The sequence below is a fragment of the Candidatus Goldiibacteriota bacterium genome (assembly GCA_016937715.1).
GTDB lineage: Bacteria > Oederibacteriota > PGYV01 > PGYV01 > PGYV01 > PGYV01.
In genome coordinates this window covers 1-23,795 of sequence record JAFGWA010000025.1, presented here as the reverse complement: position 1 = coordinate 23,795, position 23,795 = coordinate 1, and the positions used below count along the sequence as shown (strand labels likewise).

Annotated in this window: 23 protein-coding genes; all 23 read right to left on the bottom strand. The window is 42.6% G+C overall.

Annotated elements, in window-relative coordinates; translation table 11 throughout:
• Position 1 precedes the first annotated feature (1 nt).
• Positions 2–913: a dihydroorotate dehydrogenase gene (locus JXR81_03215; protein MBN2753858.1), complete on the bottom strand. Its 912-nt coding sequence runs from the start codon at positions 911–913 to the stop codon at positions 2–4.
• A 235-nt stretch (positions 914–1,148) separates the two neighbouring features.
• Positions 1,149–1,916, bottom strand: coding sequence for a dihydroorotate dehydrogenase electron transfer subunit (locus JXR81_03210; protein MBN2753857.1), 768 nt, complete (start codon positions 1,914–1,916; stop codon positions 1,149–1,151).
• 12 nt (positions 1,917–1,928) lie between these two features.
• Positions 1,929–5,207, bottom strand: coding sequence for a carbamoyl-phosphate synthase large subunit (gene carB, locus JXR81_03205; GenBank protein ID MBN2753856.1), 3,279 nt, complete (start codon positions 5,205–5,207; stop codon positions 1,929–1,931).
• Between the two features lie 21 nt (positions 5,208–5,228).
• Positions 5,229–6,392 (bottom strand): glutamine-hydrolyzing carbamoyl-phosphate synthase small subunit, encoded by a 1,164-nt coding sequence (gene carA, locus JXR81_03200; protein MBN2753855.1) that lies wholly within the window; start codon positions 6,390–6,392, stop codon positions 5,229–5,231.
• Between the two features lie 29 nt (positions 6,393–6,421).
• Positions 6,422–7,705 carry a dihydroorotase gene (locus JXR81_03195; GenBank protein MBN2753854.1) on the bottom strand — a complete coding sequence of 428 codons (1,284 nt, stop codon included), beginning with the start codon at positions 7,703–7,705 and terminating at the stop codon, positions 6,422–6,424.
• On the bottom strand, positions 7,689–8,621 hold the full coding sequence (locus JXR81_03190) for an aspartate carbamoyltransferase catalytic subunit (protein ID MBN2753853.1): 933 nt from the start codon (positions 8,619–8,621) through the stop codon (positions 7,689–7,691). Before JXR81_03190 ends, JXR81_03195 begins: the two co-directional genes overlap by 17 nt.
• 3 nt (positions 8,622–8,624) lie before the next feature.
• Positions 8,625–9,182, bottom strand: coding sequence for a bifunctional pyr operon transcriptional regulator/uracil phosphoribosyltransferase PyrR (pyrR, locus tag JXR81_03185; GenBank protein MBN2753852.1), 558 nt, complete (start codon positions 9,180–9,182; stop codon positions 8,625–8,627).
• Between the two features lie 401 nt (positions 9,183–9,583).
• Positions 9,584–9,988 carry a peptide chain release factor-like protein gene (locus JXR81_03180; protein ID MBN2753851.1) on the bottom strand — a complete coding sequence of 135 codons (405 nt, stop codon included), beginning with the start codon at positions 9,986–9,988 and terminating at the stop codon, positions 9,584–9,586.
• A 34-nt stretch (positions 9,989–10,022) separates the two neighbouring features.
• Positions 10,023–10,289 carry a Txe/YoeB family addiction module toxin gene (locus tag JXR81_03175; GenBank protein ID MBN2753850.1) on the bottom strand — a complete coding sequence of 89 codons (267 nt, stop codon included), beginning with the start codon at positions 10,287–10,289 and terminating at the stop codon, positions 10,023–10,025.
• Positions 10,283–10,525 (bottom strand): type II toxin-antitoxin system Phd/YefM family antitoxin, encoded by a 243-nt coding sequence (locus JXR81_03170; GenBank protein MBN2753849.1) that lies wholly within the window; start codon positions 10,523–10,525, stop codon positions 10,283–10,285. The genes JXR81_03175 and JXR81_03170 overlap by 7 nt, the downstream gene beginning before the upstream one ends.
• Positions 10,526–10,634: 109 nt before the next feature.
• On the bottom strand, positions 10,635–11,522 hold the full coding sequence (locus JXR81_03165; protein MBN2753848.1) for a hypothetical protein: 888 nt from the start codon (positions 11,520–11,522) through the stop codon (positions 10,635–10,637).
• Between the two features lie 35 nt (positions 11,523–11,557).
• Positions 11,558–12,445 carry a hypothetical protein gene (locus tag JXR81_03160; protein MBN2753847.1) on the bottom strand — a complete coding sequence of 296 codons (888 nt, stop codon included), beginning with the start codon at positions 12,443–12,445 and terminating at the stop codon, positions 11,558–11,560.
• 116 nt (positions 12,446–12,561) lie between these two features.
• Positions 12,562–12,867, bottom strand: coding sequence for a hypothetical protein (locus JXR81_03155; protein ID MBN2753846.1), 306 nt, complete (start codon positions 12,865–12,867; stop codon positions 12,562–12,564).
• A gap of 150 nt (positions 12,868–13,017) precedes the next feature.
• Entirely contained in the window at positions 13,018–13,983 is a 966-nt protein-coding gene (locus JXR81_03150) for a hypothetical protein (GenBank protein MBN2753845.1), read from the bottom strand.
• A gap of 128 nt (positions 13,984–14,111) precedes the next feature.
• Positions 14,112–16,472: a glycoside hydrolase family 3 C-terminal domain-containing protein gene (locus JXR81_03145; protein MBN2753844.1), complete on the bottom strand. Its 2,361-nt coding sequence runs from the start codon at positions 16,470–16,472 to the stop codon at positions 14,112–14,114.
• 480 nt (positions 16,473–16,952) lie between these two features.
• Complete coding sequence (locus JXR81_03140; protein MBN2753843.1) at positions 16,953–17,813, bottom strand: LacI family DNA-binding transcriptional regulator; 861 nt, start codon at positions 17,811–17,813, stop codon at positions 16,953–16,955.
• Positions 17,814–17,951: 138 nt separating this feature from the next.
• Positions 17,952–18,878, bottom strand: a complete 927-nt coding sequence (locus JXR81_03135; protein ID MBN2753842.1) for an RluA family pseudouridine synthase — start codon at positions 18,876–18,878, stop codon at positions 17,952–17,954.
• Positions 18,879–18,881: 3 nt separating this feature from the next.
• Positions 18,882–20,507, bottom strand: a complete 1,626-nt coding sequence (locus JXR81_03130) for a YgiQ family radical SAM protein (protein MBN2753841.1) — start codon at positions 20,505–20,507, stop codon at positions 18,882–18,884.
• A 37-nt stretch (positions 20,508–20,544) separates the two neighbouring features.
• Positions 20,545–21,288: a GNAT family N-acetyltransferase gene (locus tag JXR81_03125; GenBank protein ID MBN2753840.1), complete on the bottom strand. Its 744-nt coding sequence runs from the start codon at positions 21,286–21,288 to the stop codon at positions 20,545–20,547.
• 88 nt (positions 21,289–21,376) lie between these two features.
• Positions 21,377–21,922: a hypothetical protein gene (locus tag JXR81_03120; GenBank protein ID MBN2753839.1), complete on the bottom strand. Its 546-nt coding sequence runs from the start codon at positions 21,920–21,922 to the stop codon at positions 21,377–21,379.
• 53 nt (positions 21,923–21,975) lie between these two features.
• On the bottom strand, positions 21,976–22,164 hold the full coding sequence (locus JXR81_03115; GenBank protein MBN2753838.1) for a hypothetical protein: 189 nt from the start codon (positions 22,162–22,164) through the stop codon (positions 21,976–21,978).
• A gap of 211 nt (positions 22,165–22,375) precedes the next feature.
• Positions 22,376–22,882 carry a hypothetical protein gene (locus JXR81_03110; protein ID MBN2753837.1) on the bottom strand — a complete coding sequence of 169 codons (507 nt, stop codon included), beginning with the start codon at positions 22,880–22,882 and terminating at the stop codon, positions 22,376–22,378.
• Between the two features lie 112 nt (positions 22,883–22,994).
• Positions 22,995–23,708 carry an RDD family protein gene (locus tag JXR81_03105; GenBank protein MBN2753836.1) on the bottom strand — a complete coding sequence of 238 codons (714 nt, stop codon included), beginning with the start codon at positions 23,706–23,708 and terminating at the stop codon, positions 22,995–22,997.
• Between the last annotated feature and the right edge of the window lie 87 nt (positions 23,709–23,795).

Below are 23,795 nucleotides of genomic sequence, written 5' to 3'. Positions count from 1 at the left end.
ATCAATACTCCAGAGTTCCTGTAATATCAGTTACGGAATCAATTTTATTATCTTCCAGGTAGTTTTTTATTCCATCAGCAATTATTCCGGTAATTGAGGGGTCTATAAAATTTGCCGTACCTATCTGCACAGCCGACGCGCCTGCCACTAAAAATTCCAGCGCGTCAGTTGTATTCATTATGCCGCCGATACCGATAATAGGTATCTTAACTTTTTTTGATACTTTATGCACCATTGCAAGCGCCACAGGTTTTATCGCCGGCCCTGAAAGCCCGCCGAACACATTGGCTATATTGGGCCTTCTGGTTTTCAAGTTTATGGACAATCCGACAAGCGTGTTAATAAGAGAGACCGCGTCCGCGCCGTTATCCTCACATACCTGCGCCATCTCTTCTATGTTGCCCGTGTTAGGGGAAAGTTTTACAATAACCGGCCTTGTGAATACTTTTTTTATTTCCTTTATCATTGTGGAGACCGCTTCTTTGTCAGAAGCAAACTGAAGCCCTCCTTTTTTTACATTCGGGCAGGAAATGTTTATTTCCACGCCGGCTGTCGCGGAATCATTCAGCCTTTGCGCCGTTTTAATATAGCCGTCAACGTCTGTACCGTATATATTGGCAATAACAGGAGTCGCGTATTTTTTTAAAAGCGGAAGTTTCTCGGAGATAAAAGTTTCAACCCCCACATTCTGCAGCCCTATCGCGTTCATAATTCCGGCCGGAGTTTCCACCAGCCTCTGAGGCTTGTTGCCTTTTACCGGGTTTAGAGCAATGCCTTTTACCACTATGGCGCCAAGTTTGTTAAGGTTGACGTATTCTTCAAATTCCAGGCCGTAGCCAAAAGTGCCTGAAGCGGTCATTACCGGATTTTTTAAAACCAGCCCGCCTATGTTAACTGTTGTGTTTACTTTCATAAGAACTCCTTATAAAAATTATCCCATAAATAATACCCGAGGGACAGATGCACGGAGGGACGGATGGTCGGAAAAACCTTCATTCCAATCCTTCGCGCTGATAATTCCACTCGTAAACTTGCTTTTACAATACCTAAAACAAACCATTCAACTGCCGCGGGTTAAAGACCCGCGGCTGCCAGTTCCAAACCAACCTTCCGTCCCTCTGTCCCTCTGTGCATCCGTCCCTCTATCTTTAAATCACTACCTCACTTACATCAAACACTGTACCTTCCTTACACACCCTTTTATATACAAAATTATCAGGAACTCCGACAGGTATTACGCAGCTTATGCACGCGCCTATGCCGCATCCCATGTACGCCTCAAACGACGCGTAAAATTTTACATCATCCATGCCTTTTACTTTTTCCTTAATAGCTTTTATCATTGCTTCCGGACCGCACGCGTAAATCACCGCGTTTGGCTCCAGTACTTTTTTAAGGACATCCGTCACATATCCCCTTGTGCCAAGAGAGCCGTCTTCAGTGGCAAAAAGGCAGCCAAACTTTTTAAATTCTTTTTCCGCAACAATAAGGTGTTTATTACGCGCGCCCTGAATAAGCGTGAATTTTCTTTTTTTCTTTTTTAATTCCTGCGCCAGAAAATGCACGGATGCCGCGCCTGTGCCGCCGCCTATGATAATTATTTGTGCCTTTTTATTCTTTAAGTCCACCGGATAAGTGTTTCCCTGCGGGCCTATAAAATCCAGCACGTCGCCTTTTTTCTTTTCTGACAGAAGCCTTGTGCCTTCCCCTATTACCTTGTATACAATATCCAGTTCCTTATTTTCCGCGCTAAAAATGGAAAACGGCCTGCGCAAAAGCGGAACCACGGTGTCAGACACCTTTATATTTATAAACTGCGCGGGAAGGGCTTTAAATTTTTTCTTAACAGCAAGCCTCATGTAAAAAACCCCTTCGCCCGTCTGCCTGTTAAATAAAACAGTTCCTTTGTTCCGCATTCTGCCGCCTTCTTATTTTTTATGTAAGCCGTATTTAGCGGCTTCTTTATAATAATCCTGCAGCGGTTTAACCGTCATTTTAACATCTTCTGCCGCCTCTATAGCGGTGACAACCGCCTGCGCGCCCGCCATTGTGGTGGTATAAGGTATTCCAAGAGTTATCGCCTGCGTCCTTATCATATAGTCATCGCTCCTTGGCCCTTTACCCACGGGTGTGTTAATTATCAACTGAACCTTGCCCTCTTTCATCCGGTCAATTATATTCGGGGATTTCTCGGAAACTTTTCCCACTGTATCCACCGCAATTCCATATTTCCGCAGAACGTTTGCAGTGCCTTCTGTGGCCATGATGTCAAAACCCATGTCGCGAAGTTTCTTTACCACAAAAACAATATCGCGCTTGTTTTTATTTTTTACGCTTACAAACACAGTCCCGCCGGACGGCAGTTTCTGCCCCGCGGCTATCTGCGCCTTGTAATACGCGTGTCCAAAATCTTTATCTATTCCCATTACCTCGCCGGTGGATTTCATTTCCGGCCCAAGCACAATGTCTGCCCCCTGAAATTTGTTGAACGGAAGCACCGCCTCTTTTACAGAGATGTGCGGAAGGTCAAGGTTCTCTTTTACCTTTAGCTGCTTTATTGTCATACCTGCCATTATTTTTGTGGCTATCTTTGCCCATGGAATGCCCGTTGCTTTGCTTACAAACGGCACTGTTCTTGACGCGCGCGGATTAACTTCCAGTACATAAACATGGTCATTGCGCAGCGCGTACTGCACGTTCATCAGCCCTTTCACGTTAAGTTCCAGCGCCATTTTATGCGTGTAATCCCTTATTACCGCGATGGCGTCCTGCCTTATGCTTAAAGGCGGAAGCACGCATGCCGAATCGCCGGAGTGTATCCCCGCTTCTTCTATGTGTTCCATTATGCCGCAGATAACAGCTTCTTTTCCGTCACACACGCAGTCCACGTCCACTTCAATCGCGTCTTCCAGAAACTTATCAATTAAAACCGGATGCTTTTCAGACACAATAAAGGCTTCTTTGGCATACTTCTCAAAACTGACATCGTCATATACTATTTCCATGCCGCGTCCGCCAAGCACATATGACGGCCTTACAAGCACGGGGTAGCCTATCCTTTTTACTATTTTCCACGCCTCTTCAAGCGAAAAAGCGGTGCCGTTTTCCGGCCTGCTTATATTAAGCTTTGTCAGAATCTTATCAAACTTTTCCCTGTCTTCCGCTATGTCAATTGAAAGGGGTGAAGTACCCATTATTTTCACGTTCTGATTATAAAGAGGCATGGCAAGTTTTAGCGGCGTCTGTCCGCCAAACTGCGCTATAAAACCGGCGTCCGGCCCTTCTTCATCGGCAATAGCCATTACGTCTTCCAGTGTAAGCGGTTCAAAATAAAGTTTGTCAGACGTGTCATAGTCCGTGGATACAGTTTCGGGGTTGCAGTTAACCATGGATACCTCGTATCCAAGTTCTTTTAACGCGAATACCCCATGCACGCAGCAGTAGTCAAATTCTATGCCCTGCCCTATCCTGTTGGGGCCGCCGCCAAGGATAATTCCCTTTTTCTTTTTTGACACCGGATTCTCATTTTCTGAATCATATGCGGAATACAGATACGGGGTGTACGCCTTGAATTCAGACGCGCAGGTATCCACCATCTTATAAACCGGTTTTATGCCAAGTTTTATCCTTATATTCCTGAATTTATCCTCTGTTACACCAAAAATATAAGCAAGCTGAACATCAGAAAAACCGTCTTTTTTCGCCTGAATTATTTCAGCCTTGATACCCTCCGCCTTTGACGGAGTAAGTTTTCCGGTTTTGGCGCTAAGCGCGGTTAAAGCTTTTTCTTCATCATATATTTCCCTCATGTAATGCAGAAACCACGGGTCTATCTTTGTTATTTTATTAATTTCTTTGTCTGTCATGCCCTTCTGCATTGCGTACTTCAAATAAAAAACCCTTAAAGAACTTGGAACCACTATCTTTTTCCTAAGTTCTTCCATTGTTATTTTTGATACATCCACATCTTTTCCGTCAGCGCCAAAACCATACCTTCCCACTTCCATAGAACGCAGCGCTTTCTGGAAAGATTCTTTAAAAGTCCTGCCTATGGCCATGGCTTCGCCCACGGATTTCATCTGCACGCCAAGTTCATCTTTTGACTCTTTAAATTTTTCAAAGGTGAATCTGGGAATCTTTGTCACAACGTAATCCAGCGCGGGTTCAAAAGACGCGGGGGTGTATCTGGTAATGTCATTGGGGATTTCATCAAGCGTGTAGCCCACGGCAAGTTTTGCCGCGATTTTCGCTATGGGGAAACCCGTTGCCTTGGACGCAAGCGCGGACGAGCGCGACACGCGCGGGTTCATTTCTATCACTATCATGCGGCCGTTTTCCGGATTCACCGCAAACTGAATATTGCTGCCTCCGGTATCCACGCCTATTTCCCTTATTATTTTTATCGCCGCGTCCCTCATAAACTGATATTCGCGGTCGGTTAAGGTCTGAGCCGGCGCGACAGTTATGGAATCGCCTGTGTGAACGCCCATCGGGTCAAGGTTTTCTATGGAGCATATTATTACCACGTTATCTTTTAAATCCCTCATTACTTCAAGTTCATATTCTTTCCATCCAAGCACGGACTCTTCCAGCAGTACGCCGTGCACGGGCGAATCATTCATGCCTTTATCGGCTTTTACCTTAAATTCCGCGGCGTTATAGGCAATACCGCCGCCGGTTCCGCCAAGGGTAAACGCGGGCCTTATAATTATCGGGAACTTTATTTCCTCTGCCGCTTTCATTGCCGCGGCCATTGTGGTGACATAACTGCTTTTAGGCACATCCATGCCTATTTTTCTCATTGCCTGTTTGAATTCTTCCCTGTCTTCCGCTTTTTTGATGGACTTGGCGTTTGCGCCTATAAGTTCAACTTTATACTTTTTATCAAGGCCTTTATTTACAAATTCCATGGCCAGGTTAAGCGCTGTCTGCCCGCCTACCGTGGGCAGAATTGCATCAGGTTTTTCTTTAATAACTATTTTTTCAAGTATATCCACAGTCAAAGGTTCAATATATGTGGCGTCCGCGAATTCGGGGTCTGTCATAATGGTGGCGGGATTTGAATTGATAAGCACAACCCTGTACCCTTCTTCCTTTAAAGCCTTGCACGCCTGCGTGCCGGAATAATCAAATTCACAGCCCTGCCCTATAACAATAGGGCCTGAACCGATAAGAAGTATTGTCTTTATGTCTTTGCGTTTCGGCATACGTTTACTCCTGTTTTATATTTAAACTTTATTTTTTTTCTTAGCCTGTATCATCAAATCAATAAAATGGTTAAAAATATACCTTGCGTCATGCGGTCCGGCAGACGCTTCCGGGTGGTGCTGGATGGAAAACGCCTTTAACTTTTTAACTTCAATGCCTTCTATTGTTTTGTCATTCAGGTTTATGTGCGTAACTTCAACCTTGTGCTTTAACTTTTTTAAAGACTTGATATCAACGGCAAACCCGTGGTTCTGAACCGTTATATCTATCTTTTTTGTGCGCATATCCATAACCGGATGGTTGGCGCCCCTGTGCCCGAATTTAAGTTTGTAAGTCTTTCCGCCAAGCGCCTGCGCTAAAAGCTGATGGCCAAAACAGATTCCAAAAATTGGTTTTTTTCCAAGTAATTTTTTTAATTCTTCCACTATGTAAGGTACCGCGGAAGGGTCGCCCGGCCCGTTGGATACAAAAATACCGTCAGGATTTGTTTTTAAGACATCTTCAGCTTTGGTGTCAATGGGCACCACTGTCACTTCACAGTTTAAATCCGTAAGTATCCTTAAAATATTATTTTTCATTCCGCAGTCAAATGCCGTGACTTTAAGCTTTACTTTATTATTTCCCACCCTTACGTAGTCATCTTCCTTTAACATCATGCCTACCGCTTTTAATTTACCTTTCCATTTATAAGGTTTTTCAACCGTCACCTGTTTTGCAAGGTCAACGCCCACGATGGAAGGCGAACTTTTCACTTTCTTTAACAGGGACGCTTTATTAAAATCAACCGTGGAAAGCACGCTTTTCATCGCGCCAAAATCCCTTATGTGCCTTGTAAGCGCCCTTGTGTCAATCCCCTCAATCGCCTGTTTGCCGTGCGCTTTTAAATAATCACCCAGCGTCATGCCCGCGCGCCAGTTGCTTTTTATTTCACTCATCTCTTTGACCACAAACCCTTCGGCCTGAAGGCAGCGCGATTCCGCGTCATCATCCACAATGCCGTAATTTCCGATTTCCGGATAAGTCATCGTTACTATCTGCCCTTTATACGAAGGGTCTGTAAGAATTTCCTGGTACCCTGTCATGGACGTATTAAACACTATCTCTCCGTATGCTTCGCCGGCGGCGCCGCATGACAAGCCTTCAAAACATGTACCGTCTTCCAGCATTAAAACCGCTTTTTCCATCTGCTAATTCTCCTCAAGTTAAAGTCAGATTATGCCTGCGCATTCTGATATATTATTTTTCCTTTTTTAATAACATACTCCACGCTGCCGTGAAGGGTCTTTCCTATAAACGGCGAATTGGTGGAGCGGGACGCAAAAAATTCCCTTGTAATCTTTACCTCTTTATCCACATTTGCCACCACAATGTCAGCGTTCTGATCAACTGCCAGACTGCCCTTTTTAAGGTTTAATACCTGCGCGGGATTAACCGTTATTTTTGCAATTGCCTGTGACAGCGATAAAACACCCGTCCTTATAAGGTATTCGCATATAAGCGGGAAAGCCGTTTCCAGCCCCACTATTCCGTATGCAGCGGTGTTAAACTCCACCCTTTTATCCACTTCCGCGTGCGGCGCGTGGTCGGTGGCAATCACTTCTATCACATTATCCTTAAGCGCTTTTCTTATGGCTTTAACATCTTCTTTTGTGCGCAAAGGCGGGTTCATTTTAAAGTTGGTGTCGTAATCTTTCAGCGTGGATTCATCAAGCGAAAAGTGATGCGGAGCAGCCTCTGCGGTAACATTTAACCCCTGCTTTTTCGCCCACTTGATTAACTCTATGGAACCTTCAGTGGATACGTGCGCGATGTGAAGCCTGCCTCCCGTTTCACGCGCCAGCAGAATATCGCGAGCCACAATTACTTCTTCCGCGGCTTTGGGAATTCCTTTTAAGCCAAGCAGTGTTGAATAATATCCTTCGTTCATTACGCCTTCACCGGCTAAATCCGGATCTTCGCAGTGTTCTATAACCGGAATATTAAACATCTTCGCGTATTCAAGGGCGCGCCTTAAAATTTCCGCGTTCATAACAGAGCTTCCATCATCGGATATGGCAACCGCGCCGGCTTTTACAAGCTCGCCTATGGGCGACAGTTCTTTGCCTTCCCTTCCTTTTGTAATGGTGCCGATTGCATGGACATCAATAAGCCCCACCTGCTTGGATTTTAAATTAATAAATTCCACCAGTGCCTGGCTGTCAATGGCCGGCGACGTGTTGGGCATGCAGGCAACTGTTGTAAAGCCGCCCTTTGCCGCCGCGCGTGAGCCCGATTCAATTGTCTCTTTATATTCAAAACCGGGTTCGCGGAAATGCGTATGCATGTCAATAAACCCCGGCGCAACTATGCAGTTTTTCGCGTCAATTATCATCGCGTCGCGGTCGGAAATATTGCGGCCAATTTTGAATATCTTTCCGTTGGCCACAAATACATCCAGTTTTTCCTCTGTCTTATTGGCAGGGTCAACCACTATTCCATTTTTAATTAAAAGCTTCATCTTTTTTACCTCCGCCCATCAGATATAAAACCGCCATCCTTACAGCCACGCCGTTTGTCACCTGTTCATTTATTACAGACTGCACGCCGTCTGCCACGTTGGGTGATATTTCAATTCCCCTGTTCATAGGCCCTGGATGCATTACAAGGCAGTCCGGCTTGGCATATTTAAGTTTTTCCGTGTTCACCCCGAACATAGTCGCGTATTCCCTTAAGGTCGGGAACAGGTTCTTTTTCTGGCGTTCAAGCTGAACACGCAGAATATTTACCACATCGGCGTCTTTAAGCCCTTCTTTTAAATCGTGGTGCACGGTCACGCCAAGTTTTTCTATCTCTTTTGGCATTAACGTTGTGGGGCCCACCACTTTAACTTTGGCGCCCATTTTTGTAAGGCCCCATATATTGCTGCGCGCCACGCGCGAATGCGCAATGTCGCCCACTATTGCCACGGTTAACCCTTCAATTTTTTTCTTTTTTTCAATTATGGAAAACATGTCAAGCAGCCCCTGTGTGGGGTGTTCGTGCATGCCGTCGCCCGCGTTAATAACGGAGGACTTGATGTGTTTTGTAAGAAAAAGCGGCACGCCTGACGCGCCGTGGCGTATTACCACCATGTCAATCTGCATGGCTTCTATTGTCGCAAGCGTGTCTAAAAGCGTTTCTCCCTTAACTACGGAGCTTGTACTCATCTGAATGTTTAGGACATCCGCGCTTAAACGCTTTGCCGCAAGTTCAAAAGATGTCCTTGTGCGCGTGGAAGGTTCAAAAAACATGTTAACGATTGTCTTGCCTTTAAGAGTTGGAACTTTTTTAATAGGCCTTAAAATTACCTGTTTGAACGACTGCGCTAATGTCAGGATTTCCTGTATGTCTTCTTTGGGAAGCTCCTGAAGCGTGATTAAGTGTCTGAAGGACATACGTTACGCCCCCTTTTCCGGTTTTTCGGCCACGTAAACCTTGTCTTCGCCGTTTGTTTCTATGTCAAGTATGATGGTTTCTTTTTCGGATGTGGGGACATTCTTGCCCACGTAATTTGCCTGAATTGGAAGTTCCCTGTGGCCGCGGTCAACCAGTACAGCCAGCTGAATGGACTTTGGCCTGCCGTTTTCTATTATAACGTCCATGGCCGCCCTTGTGGAACGCCCTGTGAATAATACATCGTCAACAATTACAATATCCAGCCCGTCCACGCTGAAATTTAAATCTGTGGCGTTTATGTCAACGTTGGCTTTTATGTCATAGTCATCACGGTAGAACGTGATATCAACAGCGCCGACCGGCACTTTAACTTTTTCAATGGATTCAATTTTTTTGGCAATACGTTCGGCAAGAATGTCGCCGCGTTTTCTTATGCCCACCAGCGCAAGGTGTTTTGCGCCTTTATTCTTTTCAAGTATTTCGTGGGCTATCCTTGTAAGCGCGCGGTCAATTCCTTCGCGGTCCAGGACTTCAGATTTCACTTTAAATTTCTTTTCCATGATACCTCCTTGCCCATAAACCGGGAGGCCGCCGAACCCCATAAATAAAAACGGCCTTCTATCCTGCAAGGCGTGCAGAAAGAAGGCTTATCAGCTGACACGGAAGTAAACGCGTGCCTGCTTAAAAACTTCCCCTTACCGGTCTCGCAGGACCGATTTAAAGGATTGCATTTCGTTTTTAAATCCTAATCACTATATATCACCCGCCAGGGTGTGTCAAGGGTGATTTTAAAATTTTCACAGAACCCGGCGGGTACCGTTACAACTACGGCTGCCTGAACAGTTGTAATAGTCTTCTAAAGTAGAGACGCAATACATTGCGTCTTGTTTTAAGCGGTTGCTCTTAAAAACACGCGCCTTAAAAGGCGCGGCTACCAGGACCATGAAAAAATAAAAAACTTCTAATCATCCCTGCCGGGGCGCCACTTGCGGTCTTTTTTTACCCGGCTTTTTTTACGCTTATCTTCCAGTATCTTTCGTTTTATAGCTTTGGGCCTGCCTGCTTTCTGCTTGCGGATTTTTTCCGCCTGGGCGCGCGCCAGCAGCCTTGCGTCTTCACGCTTTTTTTCAATACGCTCCGCAAGAATCTCCCTTGCGCGCACGCGGTTTAAAAGCTGGGAGCGCTCCTCCATGCATTTAATATCCATACTTTCGCGCTTATAAATAAGCCGCACGGCAGTCTCTACCTTATTCACATTCTGCCCGCCATGCCCGCCGGAGCGGATAAACTGCTCTGTAAAATCCGCTTCTTTAACACCAAGCCCGGCAAGCCTTTGGTTTACCTCTTCAAGACGTGTTAAGTTCATTTGTTTAATCTTCCTTTTAATACATCTATATTCATTACTCGTAATGCGTCCACATACGCAGGACTTTTATCGTCCTACTCTCTTTAATTACCTGATATACAAGCCTATGCTGAATGTTTATCCTGCGGGAATAAGCGCCGTCAAGATCGCCTTTTAACTTTTCAAAAGGAGGCGGATTCTGAAAAGGATTAATCTCGATTATCTCTAGAAGTTTCAATATTTTATTTTTTAAACCAGTGGCTGATGCTTTCTTTGCGTCTGCCTGCGCCTGTTTTGTATAAACAACAGCCCACTTTACCACTTAAGTCTCTTCGAGCATTTCGTCACAGGCGTCTTCATTCCCTTTATTATCGACTCTCTCATTCCTGGGATTGAAAGTAAAAACATAGTCTCCTGAATTGCAGACCAATCCTCTTGTGAAATAAGCACAGCTGCGTTCCTTTTCCCCGTTATTTGAACAGGTTCATGGGACAGCGCGGTACCGTCAAGAAGTTGAAACAAATTCGCTCTCGCTTTACTTGCCGTTATAGTTGTCATTTTTATCACCTCAATAAAAGCGTACCATAAAACGTACCACATGTCAAATTAGTATTCTGTTTATTCCACTGCCATAAACTATCCGCATGCCTTTTAAAACCTTATAATACTATTCAGCTTCAGATTCAACCGGCGATTGAATTACAGCTTTACTTTTAAAGTTATCTAAAGACCTACTCAGCATGATCCCAGCCACAGCCGCTGCAATTACGACAGCCATTATCAGTATTGAAACCGCACATCCGGCCGTCGTACCTAAACCTTTAAAATTTTCCGGATTATTTTTTTCTTTCTTTATTTTTAATTTCTTTAATTTTCCATAAGAAACAACCATAACCCCGCTAAACAACTGTCCTAATAACAATCCGGGTATAGAACTTACAACCAGATATATGATATTTGCATTTCCATCGACTCCCAAAAACCTGCCTATTAATCCAATTGCGAACGCCGGCCCGCATACAGCAATATATACCAGAAGAAACATTGCCAGCAGCTGCCATTTATTATCCTTTGTGAGTGCCGCAGACATTTTCAACGGGCTTGTCTTAACGTCTTCAAGTACGGCAACAGGCAGCGCAAACATGTAAGTTATCATAAAAAAAAATCCCGGTATTATAAAAAGAAAAAATCCTCCCATAATAATCATAAAATATAACCCAACTACCGCTATACTCCTGAAATATCTTTTAAAACCCGCCAAAAAAGCAGTACTAATACTTGTTTTTTTACCTTCATACAAAGAAGAAAACGCGATGACAGACGCGTTCCACCCTGCAACAACAAACAATAAAATAGCAGCTATTTCGATAAAAAACATACTTGTATAAACAGGATTTTCCGGGTTTTTTGTCATAAAACCTGTCAGATACATAAAAACCAAAATTGGAATATCCGTTATTACCTTGATGGTAAATAGCACAGGAAAATTCTTAAAATACAAATACGCCGATTCTTTAATTGTACCTATAATACTAATATTTTTTTCCGCCGTCATAAAATATCCCTAACGTTTTTTATAGTCTTATAAAACTATTCCGTCTCATTTATACCTGACGATTCAATTGCAGCTTTATTCTTAATCGCTTCCGCATATTTCCCCACCACTACCCCAACTATAACACCCACAACCATTACGCCAACCAATATCAGCGCGCTTACAAGGCATCCAATTGGCGTGCTTAAACCCTTTAATTCTTCAGGCTTAATTTCGTCTTTCTTTATTTCTTTCAGTTTCTCATAGGATACAACTAAAGCCCCTGTAAATAACTGCCCCAAAAATAAACCCGGTATTGAACTTAAAAGTAAATAAACAATATCCGTTGATTTTGCAGGATCCGCATACGCGCCGCTTAAAAAACTTATAAGAAAACCCGGCCCGACTATAACAATATAAAGAAGCAGGAAGATTGCAAACAGCTGCCATTTGTTATCTTTAGAAAGTTTAGCGGACATTTTCAAAGGGCTTGTCTTAACATCTTCAAGCACTGCAACAGGCAGGGCAAACATATAAGTAATCATGAAGATAAATCCCGGAACTATAAGAAGCACAGTGCCGCCCATTGCAATCAGAATATAAAGTATGCCTGCCGCAAGGCTTCTGAAATATCTTTTGAAACCTACACCATAAGCCATTCCAAGCCCTGTCTTTTCACCCTTGTAAAGAGAAGAAAAAGCGCTCACGGACGCATTCCATCCCGCAACAGCCAGCAGTGTTGCAGCTGCCATTGTTGCAAAAAACATTGTTGCATAAACAGAATTTTCCGGATTTTTTGTCACAAGCCCCGCCAGAAACAGATAACCAAAAATTGGAATTTCCATAATAACCATAATGGTAAACAACAGCGGGAAATTCTTAAAATATAACACCACCGCCTCTTTAATCGTGCTAAAAACCTTAATACCCTGTTCTTTTGCCATTTTTCCCTCCCGTTTTTATAAAACTTTTCTCTGACAATATAATACTATATTACAATATTCAAATAAAAAAGTACGGGAAAGCAGTCGTACTTTCCCGTACTTTTATTTAACCGCAATTAGTTTAAATCAACACTCTGCGAACTTGAATAACAGCCTTCCGTAGAACCTTGCAAACTTCCAAGCCAATACTTTTCATACTTAAGGCATTCATCTTTTTTGATTTTGAAATCCTGCGAATATCCAGCAGAAAGATCACTTTCCAGCGTATCGCCTGTTGTTGTGTTAATGATCTTAAACCCATAAATAGACGTGTTGTTGTTTACCGTGATGGTAATTTCATCCGCAGCCGTAGTTTTGGTGCAAGCGGAAGCCAACATTAAAACAAAAACAAAAACCGATAAAACCAATAACAATTTCTTCATTTGTATTCCCTCCCGTAAGATTTTCACAGCTCCCCTCAAAGCCATGTTTTTTATTATAATACCATAAAAAATAAAAAAAATTCCACAACTTTCCGAAATTCAATTTGTTTTATTTCCCCGTCCCATTTAAAACTTACACCCTAATCCTTACTAATATCCCCCCACCAGCACCAATTTATCCCCAAAAGCAACCGGATGAAATCCGCATTTAATTCCGGCGTTATCTATCTTCATTTTTTTCCACTTTAACCCGTCTTCGCTTTCATATACATCGCCTTTTTGCGCTATGGCATCCGGGTAATTGGCGCATACGTCGCCTAACACATAAATCTTATTATTCATAACAACCGCACCCGCAATGTGCTGAAATCCAAAGTTAAGGTCTTTATCAGCCTGCACCCATTTAATCCCGTCTTCGCTTACCCATAATGGGTTATCATATTTTGTGTTTTTTTGAACCACAGCAACAATATACATTTTTCCGTGAAACACAAAACTTGTATGCCCTATTCCCGTGCCTTCAGGCGCGTTTGACGCTTTAACCCAGGCAGCCCCGTTTAAAGACCAGTAAATATCACCGGCTTCGCCGCCCGCATTTGTCCCGCCTATAAGCCACATATTCCCTTTAAAATTCTGCAGTGTCATTCCCTGGCGCGGTGAAAAAGCCGCGCTGCCTGACGCTTCAAACCAGCTTATTCCATCCGCTGAATACCAGACGTCATTTTTAAAACTACCGTCATATCCGCCGGTTATCCATAAAGCATTATTGAACGGTATCATTGAATGTCCCGTCCTTGGCGTAAAACCCGAATTATCAGCTATACGTGTAAAATTCACACCATCAGCGGAAGAGAACACAGATGACGACCTTACAACTCCGTCCCATCCCCCTGCCGAATATACGTTTCCGTTCATTTCACATACCGCATGCATGCTTTCGCTTAATGACGATACGGCAACAGAACCTGAATCAAATGATACTATAACAGCCGGCGTGGGTACAATAACTGCGTTTTCATTCACTTTTGGAGCAATAAAATTAAGTTTATCCGCGCATCCCGCGGATAAAATCATCATGACCAGTGTAATAACTGTAATATTTAAAACTCTTTTCATTTTCAATCCACTCCTTATTAATCTCTCTTTCAATTAAATTATAACATGAAAACCTATTTTATTGTATGTTAATAAATTTTATACAGCAGAGTATAAAATACAGCATCGGTCAAAACGAAACATTGTTTTTACTTGTGGAACAGTTTTATTTTTTCTTCTCTTGTAAGGGTTTTTATCGCTTTTTCCCTGCGCATTGCGCTCCCCACGTCATACCCTGTTTCTAAATGTACAAGCTTTACAGGACGGTGAACTTTGGTATATTGGGCGCCTTTCCCGCTGTTATGAGTCTTAATCCTGTGCTTAATATCCTTTGTTATCCCCGTGTAAAGCGTACCATCCGCGCACTTAAGAATATAAACAGACCATACAAGCGGCCTGCCTGAAATCGGCTTTTTTACTACTATTTTTTTTCTTAATACCTGCGTTCCGGGATTCATCTTTTCATAACCGGGCTGTGTTCCGCCAACCCAAAATGTAAAATCCCCATAAACCGTTTCTCTTTCCCCTTTTTCATTTATTATCCGCATCTGTTCTGAAGAGATAATAAATCTGACAGTTTTTTTCTGCCCCGGCGCAAGTTCAACTTTTTCAAAACCCGCAAGCTGTTTTATGGGTGCTGTTTTACCGGCTCCCGGCGGCGCGATATAAACCTGTACAACTTCCGCGCCTTTTACCCTGCCGGTATTTTTTACCGTTACCGATAAATTATACTTGCCTGCCGAACGCTTTATCTTTAAATCCGTGTATTTGAATTTTGTGTATGACAGTCCGTGTCCAAACGGATATAACGGAGTGCCCTTAAAATATCTGTAGGTTCTGCCTTTCATGTCATAATTTTCAAACGCCGGAAGCTGTTTTGCGTTTTTATAAACCGTCACAGGTAATTTACCCGACGGGTTAACAGCGCCAAAAATAATATCCGCAATTGCCGCGCCGCCTGCCTGCCCCGGATACCACGCCTGAAGTATGGCGTCCGCGCTGTCCGGGCTTAAAGATACGGCGCCGCCCGAGAGCAGTACAACTATTACAGGTTTGCCTGATTTTTTAATCTGTTTTATAAGCTGCTGCTGAACGCCGGGAAGCCCAAGATTTGACCTTTCATACCCGTTTGTATCGCACTCTTCCCCTTCTATTTTAGGAGATAATCCAAGGCACAGTATTACTGCGTCTGCTTTTTCGGCGCATTTAACCGCTTCTGAAAAATCTTTTTTATCAGTTCCGGTTAACTCACACCCTTTTGTATAAATCACTTTAACGCCCTTTAACTCCGCAAAACCTTTAAGCACTGTTTTAGGAGCCGAAGGTGTTCCGCTGTAATTACCAAGCAAAACTTCCATATCATCCGCGTTAGGCCCTATGACAGCAACAGTTTTTATCTTCTTTTTATTAAGCGGAAGCACACCGTTATTTGCAAGCAGCACTACCGAATCCTGCGCCGCCTTTAATACCATAGCACGGTGTTTTTTGCAGTCAATTATATCCGCGGAAATATTTGTATATGGCACCAGATTAGGCGCGTCAAACATTCCCAGTTTAAACCGTGTTATAAGCAGCCGTTTTAAATTACGGTTAACCCATTCTTCTTTTATCATATTCTGCGCGTCGGCTTTTATTACCCCCTGTTTCGCGGACGTGCATATTTCATTGCAGCAGTTTAAATCACAGCCGTTTTCTATCGCCATTGACAGCGCCTGTTCAAGGTTATCCGCCAGTTTATGAAATTTATAAATGTCATCTATGGCTTCGCAGTCCGATACCACATACCCTTTAAACCCCCACTTATCGCGCAGTATATCTGTTAATAATATTTTACCCGCACAGCACGCTTCCCCGTTTAACCTGTTATACGCGGCCATTACGCTTTCCACCGCCGCTTCTTTTACAAGGGCTTCAAACGCCGGAAGATAAGTTTCATATAAGTCCTTTAAAGAGACAACGGCGTTAAAACCGTGCCGCAGATTTTCCGGCCCGCTGTGCGCCGCAAAATGTTTTGCGCACGCTGCTGTCTTTAAGTATTTTTTATCATTCCCCTGCAGCCCGCGGACAAACTGCACGCCAAGGCGTGCGGTTAAATACGGGCATTCGCCATAAGTCTCCTGCCCGCGCCCCCATCTTGGGTCACGGAAAATATTTATATTGGGCGACCAGAATGTAAGCCCAAAATACTGTTCACTTCCGTCTTCGGTTAACGCATCATGATATTTAGCGCGCGCCTCATCAGAAATCGCGGACGCGATTGTATGCATCTGTTTTTTATCAAACATGGCGGCAAGGCCGATTGCCTGCGGGAAAACCGTGGCAATACCCGCGCGCGCCACACCGTGAAGGCATTCATTCCACCAGTTATATTTTTTTATTCCCAGACGCGGAATAGCCGGAGATTCATGAAAAAGCTGGGATAATTTTTCGGCGCGCGTCATGCGCGATATCAAATCATCCGCCCGCTCTTCAAATGATAAATTATTATCAAGATATTTTTCAGAAACCATTTTTCCGCCTTTTGGGTTTTATTTTGGATTAATGATAATATTATATGGGGGAATATTCAAGGGGAAAAGACGAAAGTACAGAGGGACGGAGGGACAGAAGGACAGAAGGACGGAGGGACAGAGGGACGGAGGGACGGAGGGACGGAGGGACGGAGGGACAGAGGGACAGAAGGACAGAAGGACAGAAGGACGGAGGGACAGAGGGACAGAGGGACAGAAGGACAGAAGGACAGAAGGACAGAAGGACGGCTAAGGCTTACGGTATTTTTTTAACTTCTCCGCGTTCTATTAAACTATGGACTTTTATTTTATTATCTACTCTATTAGATTATTACTTATGGGTTTTAATTATGTTTTTGACCTTTCTTCCGTCCCTCCGTGCATCCGTACATCTGTCCCTCGCGCCTTTAATACTTCCGTCCCTCGCGCCTTTAATACTTCCGTCCCTCGTGCCTTTAATACTTCCGTCCCTCGTGCCTTCTATGCCGTTCCCCTTTCCACCAGTTCCGTCTGATAGACTATATTAACAGGATCGGTGTTTTTGCCGGATAGATTTTCAAACAGAACTTCCATCGCCTTTTCCCCCATACTGGAAGCGGGCTGCCTCATTGTTGTTATTTTCATTGTTTCCGCAAGGTCTGTGTCATCGTGGCCTATTACCGCGATTTTCTCAGGCACTTCAAAACCATTTTCCTTTGCCTGTTCTAAAAGCCCTGACGCAAAATAGTCGCCATTGGCGCAGAAAACAGCGTCGGGCCTGAAGTTCATTACATCCGTAAAAGCGGACAGCCCGTCTTCCCTGGAGTACAGGAACAAATCCAGAATTTCAAAACGCGATTCAGGGATACCGAAATCATAAAACGCTTTTCTGCACCCTTTAATTCTTTCATCCTGCGAATAACCATAACGCGGGTCGCCCGCGGTTACCACTATCCTGCGCCTTCCTTTTTTTATAAGATACTCCGCCGCTTTATAACCGCTTTGAAAATCATCAATATTTATGCAGTTCACCCCGCCCATTATGCCGCCGTCTATCATCACCAGCGGAAGATCAAACCTTTTATACGCGTCCACAAGCCCGGCATCAGGCTTTACATTTATCGTAATAACCCCGTCAGCTTTTTTTTCTTCCGCAATATCCATCATAAGCGATTTAGCCACTTCATTTTGGTTTTTTGCGGTATACACCACAAGATTTTTTTCAGTTTCAATCAGATACGATTCTATACTTCTTAATATATTCATTTCATATACGGAATAAATGGCGGGCTTTACCACCACAATATTATTTGTCCCCTTGCCTCTTATATCAATCCCGTTTTTTATTGCTTCGTAATCCATAAATCCCCCTTTTTGTTTCTATTATAAATATAGCAGATTAAAATCATTATATCAAATTCAGTTAAACCTATCGAATTAAGCTATAAGCATTTAAGCAGAAGCGATAGAAACTCATTAAACAAAAACTTAAAAATGATTCTAAACGCTTAACGCTTCCAGAGCGCTTTTAAAATCTTCGGGCAACGGGGCTGTAATTGATACTAACTGTTTATTCAGTTTAAATTCCATAAGCCCCGCGTGCAATAACTGCCGTTTGGGACCATTATCCCCCAGCAGTTTTTCATCAAGCTGCGGGTCTCCGTATGTTTTATCCCCGATTATCTGGTGTTTTATGAACTGCATGTGCGCCCTTATCTGATGTGTGCGCCCTGTCTTAATTATTACTTTCAGCAGAGTCGCGCCTTTATAATTTTCTTTTGGCTCATAAACAGTCGCCGCGCTTTTTCCTCCGGTTTCCACCGCCTGCCTGCATTTTGCGCCATTGCCGCCATTTGAAATTTCCAGATTTATATTGCCTTTGCCCGCGACCCTGCCGTGGACAAGGCATGTATATTCTTTATATATATTCCTGCCTTTAATAAGTTGTGCAAGCTCTGCCGCTTTTTTTTTATCAAACGCCAGAAGCACTATCCCTGTGGTATCCCTGTCAAGGCGGTTAATGGCGTGGACTGTGTCCCCCCTTTTCATATTCGCGGCCGCATTTACCAGTGTGTCCTGTTCGCCGTATCCGGTGGGATGCACTATCATTCCCGCGGGTTTATTTACCGCTATAAAATTATCACCTTCATAAACCACTTCAAGCTCTTTTTCAAATGGGTTAATTTCTATGCCGGTTTTCACCTGAAAATCAAACTGCACATCGTCGCCGCACCTGACCAGCCGGTGGTATTTTGACTGGATTTCGCCGTTTACAAATACCCTGCCGCCATCTATCATGGCGCGCGCCCTGTTTCTGGTTACAGGGACGGCGTCTTTAAGGTAAATATCCAGCCGTTTTTCGCCGCCGGAAGAGACTTTAATAAGGCGGGTCTCTGTTTTTGTATTATTAATCCTTTCACTTTTCAATTATCATCCGCCGGTTAACAGGCGTTTCTGCCACTCTTTGGCGCCTATATTTTTTTCCACAAATAATTTTTCCCCGGTTTCAGGATTCTTTTCCGTGTAATACATTGCAGTGGCCATTGTGGAAGGCGTGGGGGTAAATATCTGAACCTGTTCCGCCTTTGTCCCCAGGACATCCTTTACAAAAGACGCCACCCTTTTCATTTCCGTCTCGCCGCACCCCGGATACGCCGCTATGAAGTAATATGTTAAATGCTGATTAAGGCCGTTCTTACTGCCTGCTTTTTCAAATTCAGCCTTGAATTTTATAAGGTCGCGGCTGCCCGGCTTATTCATAAGTTTAAGTATTCTTTCGTCCGAATGTTCCGGCGCCACTTTTAGCTGGCCGGAAACATGGTGCGCGGTTACCTCTTCAAGGTATTCCATGCCGAATTCCCTGTCCCTAAATATCAAATCATAACGTATTCCGGACGCCACAAAAACTTTTTTAATACCTTTTATTTCCCTTATTTTTCTTAACAGCGCTGTCTGCCTTTTATGGGAAATTTTAAATTCCCCGTTTTCATTCATGCCGTACATATTTGCAGTGGGCCCGCCAAGGTCGGTAATGTACCCCTTAAAATCGGGCAGCGCCGCAATTTCACGCGCCTCGTTAAGAATGGACTCTTCGCTTCTGTCTATTATCTTAGTCCCCTGAAGTAATGAAATGGCACAGAAACTGCAGTTTCCAAAACATCCCCTGTGGGTGGTAATGGAAAATCTGATAGTTTCAAGGGCGCGTATGACACCCTTATTTTTATATATCGGATGCGCGTCCCTTTCATAATTAAGGCCGTAAATTTCATCCATATCGTATGTGTCATAAACCTGCGGAGGGTTCTGTATCAGGTACCTTGTGTCCTGCTTTTGAACAAGCCCTTTAGGATTTGCAAGCTGTCCGTTCTTATAAAAAGACATAAACATTTCAAGAAATTTTTCCTTGTCCGCTTTTGATTCTTCAAATGACGGAATTATAATATAGCCGTCAGGTACTGCCGATGATATATAACATAACCCGCGCAGCTCTGCGGGATTTTCCCCGTTTTTTATTGCTTCTGCCAGTTTTAAAGAGGTCTTTTCACCCATGCCGTAAACAATATAATCCACCTTGGCATCAAAAAGGATGGAGCGCTTGATGTTATCTTTTACATAGTCATAATGCGCTATGCGCCTTAAGCTTGCCTCTATGCCGCCCAGCACAATAGGCTTGGTCTGTTTAAAATATTTTCTGATAAGGTTGCAGTATACAATAGACGCATTATCAGGCCTTTTATTGTTCACCCCGCCCGGCGTAAAGTCGTCCATCTTTCTTCTTTTTAATGACGCGGTAAAGTTGGACACCATGGAATCCACGCTTCCGCCTGTGACGCCCCAGTATATGGCAGGCTCACCAAGCGCGGTTATATCCGCGTCACTCTGATAATCGGGCTGGGCAATAACACCCACTTTATAGCCGTGCGCCGCAAGATAATTGCCTATTACAGCCACACCCATATACGCGCTGTCAATGTACGCGTCGCCTGTCACAAGTATAATATCGCACTGCTTCCAGCCAAGTTTCTGCATCTCTTCTTTTGTTACGGGAAGGAACATAATTCTCCTTTGGTAATTGAATTATATAAACTGCGGCTTATTTGGTTCTGTACCAGTATTTATATGCTTCTTTAAATCCCAGCGAAGAATAAAGGGCTAACGCCGGTTTATTTGTTTCAATCACCTGCAGGTAAGCTTTTTGCGCGCCGTTTTTTCTGCCGAATTCAAGCAGGTTAAACATCATCTGCCTTCCATACCCCTTCTGCCTGTACTTTTGCGTGACAGCCAGGTCATAAATTCCGGTAAACCCGTCTTCCACCGCGGCATAACCAACAGCCACAGTTTCATCTTTTACGGTGATGCGCATGAATGCTTTTTCTGATATGGTTGAAGCAGCAAGCGTTTGAACAGTTTTCATAAACTTAATATCATACCCTGCCATTTTCAGATACTCTTGCGTCCACTTATCATCGGGCACAACCATTTCTTCAGCTTCAATATCGGGTTTTATTCCGGCTATAGCGGCGGTCTGTACGGAAACAGAATCGGATTTTTTATAACCCTGCCCTTCAAGCACAGAATCAAGTTCACCCGGCCGCGCTATTTCTGTCATTTTAAAAATCAGCGGCAGATTTTCCCTTTGATAAGCCTGTTCGCAGTATTTGATTTTACTTAAGGTTTCTATATTTGAATGGTACAGCGGATTAACAGAATTGGCGCGTCTTGTATAACCGCCCGCAAACCGCAGAAGCCAGCCGTCATACATCACCTGTTTTAAAGCAGGCATGGCATTAAATGATATATCCTCTATTTTCTGTATCAAATCCTGGTTGTTTGGCATGTAATAAATTTTACCATATAATTGATAGTAAATATCAGCGCATCTTTTAACCCATGGAAATGAGGCATCAGTTAGATATATCTAAACGCTAACAATTGAGTGAAAATAAAAATGTCAAAACCATATAAAACACATTCCCAATGCACCAAGTATACATTAAACTCCCCAAAGTCCTAATTGACTTATTCTTTTTAAAGATCAGGAAAGAGTATAATATAACTACCGAAAGGCTCATTAGTAAAAATATCACTTGGCTAATAATTCCCGTTAAAGAATTCGATTCATCATAAATTAAAAACAGCGATAAAAGCACTATTATCACAGCAGCCAGCACTCTAAAATTTATTTCAAAAATATACATTGACTCACTTTTCTTCGGATTTATAGTTTTCTCTGAGAGATAAATTCTAATTTTATTAACAAACAGAATTGTTATCGCCGTAAGCACAAGAGGCACAGTTAAGAATAAAGTTCCAAGCAATAAAAGACCCTCAGAAAATCCTGTCCCACCCGAACCGACACAAGAATTTAAAGCATTTAAATAACTTAACAAAAAAACATAACCCAAATATATGAATGCTAATACTGCTTTGCCGGCAACCTGCCAGTCAAATTTTCCACCATCGTCTCTCATGACACTCCTCGCATTGATTTAAAGGCAATAGTATGTTCTCAACTACTTAATTGTCATTTTTTAACTTTCAGGTATAAATCAATGCCATAAATAATTAAAAACACATATGAAATAAGCGAAATAAAATACTCGGAATATATATATGTTATCACATTAATATCCAACAAAAGCCTGAAATCCGTTATTACCATTAAGGAATTTATTAAAACAATCAAACCCACTAGAATCAAATTAACAGCCATCAAAACCTTCAGACGCCTTATTACAAGAAATAAACTTAGCAAAACGAACAACGACAAAATACACATACTAAAAACAAGAACAAATATATTATACTTTGCAAATGTCTGTGTTATCAGAAAAATCTGCGCAGACAAGCACAAAGAAAAAAATACAAAATCCAGCAAAGCTTCAAAATTCCTCTCTAAATTAAAAAAATCACGCATAATTTCTTTAGTATTTTTCAATTTGCACCCAATCATTATTTAATACTGTATATTTACTATCTGATCCGTTTTTTGGTTTTTCAAAGCTATCAGCAGTGTACAAACAAATAGGTTTATTCCCTTTCCTTTTTTCAATGATTATTTTTTGTTTACCAATGTATAAACGCTCCAGATCATATGCCATTACCAGATAGTTCATTTCAGAAGCAATCCTGAAAAATTTTTTCTCTTTAAACCACGGAATATTCTCATCGAATTTCTTTCTATACATTAAAACCATGTTATTTCCCTTCCTTTCAAACAACATAGACATCTCGTCCGTTGCGCGAACTTTATATTTATAATCCCTTAACATACCATACTCCGACTCCATATCTTCTCCGTGCAACTCAAACAACCTATCATAAAATCGCTTATCAATTTCTTTGTCATTCCAAATGACAGGCATAAATAAATATATAGAGAGAAAAATTAAAATTAAAAATATTACAATTGCCTTATATTTAACCGACATACCCTCTCCGTTTTTATAAATATGTTTACAAAAATGAATACACAAGCAAAATCCAACTCGCAACCCAATTATCATTTCCGGAATAAAAAATGATTTGTCCATACCCTACAAATTATTTTTTTACATCTTCACTGATATTTACCGTCTTCCAGCTAGACGATATCCCAATGTCATAACCCACATTAAATTTTATAGTTATCTTATCAATACCGTTAAGATTATAATTATCCCTGACAATCTTTACTATCTTCACCGCACTTTCATTGTAATTGTCCTTAGGTTCTTTAGGCATCCCTGACACAATTAACGAATTAACCTTACTGCTATCCGAATTTAATACACCTGTCACGGTCGTAGTGTTTTCCTGGACGCCGGTAACGTAAAGGTCTGATTTAGCCGCGATAATCTGCATTAGTTTTGTCATCTCCGTCATTTCCACCTTCTGCGAAAGCCTGTTAAGGGCATTAAGTCCAAAATGGAATATAGCAATAAGCAAAACTCCAAGAATGGCATATTTATATAGCTGTATTTTCCCTTCCACAGTCTTAACCGCGGACTGACTGTTTACGACATAAGTCTCCGTAATCACGTCATGTATAGACTGCTTAGTTGCCCTGTTTACGGTAAAAAAATATAAAACGGTAAACATACCTCCGAATATCACGATAGAAATCAGAGTCATAAAAACCGGATTCATAGCTAAGTCATAAGGGAGACTCATATTGTTTAAAAAGAAAGGCAAAGTAATAACTGCCGCCCTGATAGAGGCTCGGATGACCGATATAGAAGTTCCTGTCTTACCAACCACCTCTATTTTCATAACCATCTGACCATACCCCTTTTTCTGGACCACTCATAACTGGAGTCCAAGTGCTTGTTTTTCAGTTTCTTGCTGCATCTTAATCGTAAACTC